Source organism: Phytobacter sp. V91, from assembly GCF_965644225.1.
Lineage (GTDB): Bacteria > Pseudomonadota > Gammaproteobacteria > Enterobacterales > Enterobacteriaceae > CBFFRJ01.
Genome location: NZ_CBFFRJ010000288.1, coordinates 1 through 969 on the forward strand (window position 1 = coordinate 1; position 969 = coordinate 969).

The window sequence follows — 969 nt, forward strand, 5'->3', positions numbered from 1 at the left end:
AGATTCGCGCGACTGACTTAAAGGTCAAACCTTTCGGAGTCCCCCGGCAAAGCCGGGGGTTTACCGGACTTAATTAGTCTATTTTTGAAGGCTCTGTCGCATTAACGGCGGCAGGTTCCCGGAAAACGGGTCTGTTAATTTTTTATGCAACCAGAAGGTAAAACTGCTCTGCCGGGGACAATCCGCCCCCGTGCGGATGTTGAAGCTGTCCTTTGCGTAACATGTGTATGATTTCGATCCCCGCCAGAATAGCCTGCCCCCGTCGAAAAGATTTGAATCCCGTCATCAGCTTTATCCGCCGTTTGATATTCCGGTGATCCTGCTCAACCAGATTGTTCAGGTACTTATTCTGCCTGACCTTAATGCACTCATCGTCCTCCCTGCCAGCATTCAGCCCCGCAAGGGCAGCGGTGTTTGCACCGCTTTTATCAATGGTCACCACTTCAGGTTCACTGTGCTGACGAATGGCCTTACGTAAGAAGCGCAGCGCTGCCGCGGCATCCCGCTTCGCGGTCAGCAGAAAGTCGATTGTCTGACCTCCGGTATCGACGGCCCGGTACAGATATTTCCACTTCCCCCTGACTTTTATGTAAGTTTCATCCATCCGCCACCGGCGTCCTGCAGGGCGTTTATGCCGGCGAAACGCCTTATCCAGCAGTGGCACCAGACGGATAACCCAGCGGTGAAGCGTGGAATGATCAACGACAATCCCCCGCTCAGCCATTATCTCTTCCAGATTTCGCAGACTGAGTGAGTAAGCCAGGTACCAGCGTACACACTGAGCAATAATATCGACGGGATAATGCAGGCGTTTGAAGGCATTTCGGATCAAAGACATAGGCAGGGAACATCACAAAAAAACTGTATGTTACCTGATGACTTCTTAATGCGACAGAACAGTAGCGCCCTTACAGGGCGAGCGTCACCGCTTCGCGGTTCCGATGGTATTCATGATCGGCAGACCGTTTT

At 52.1% G+C, this 969-nt stretch carries 1 protein-coding gene; it reads right to left on the reverse strand.

What is annotated here, in order from left to right; genetic code table 11:
• Window positions 1–142: 142 nt before the first annotated feature.
• Window positions 143–838, reverse strand: a complete 696-nt coding sequence (locus tag ACSZO4_RS25690; protein WP_437891908.1) for an IS6 family transposase — start codon at window positions 836–838, stop codon at window positions 143–145.
• Window positions 839–969 lie beyond the last annotated feature (131 nt).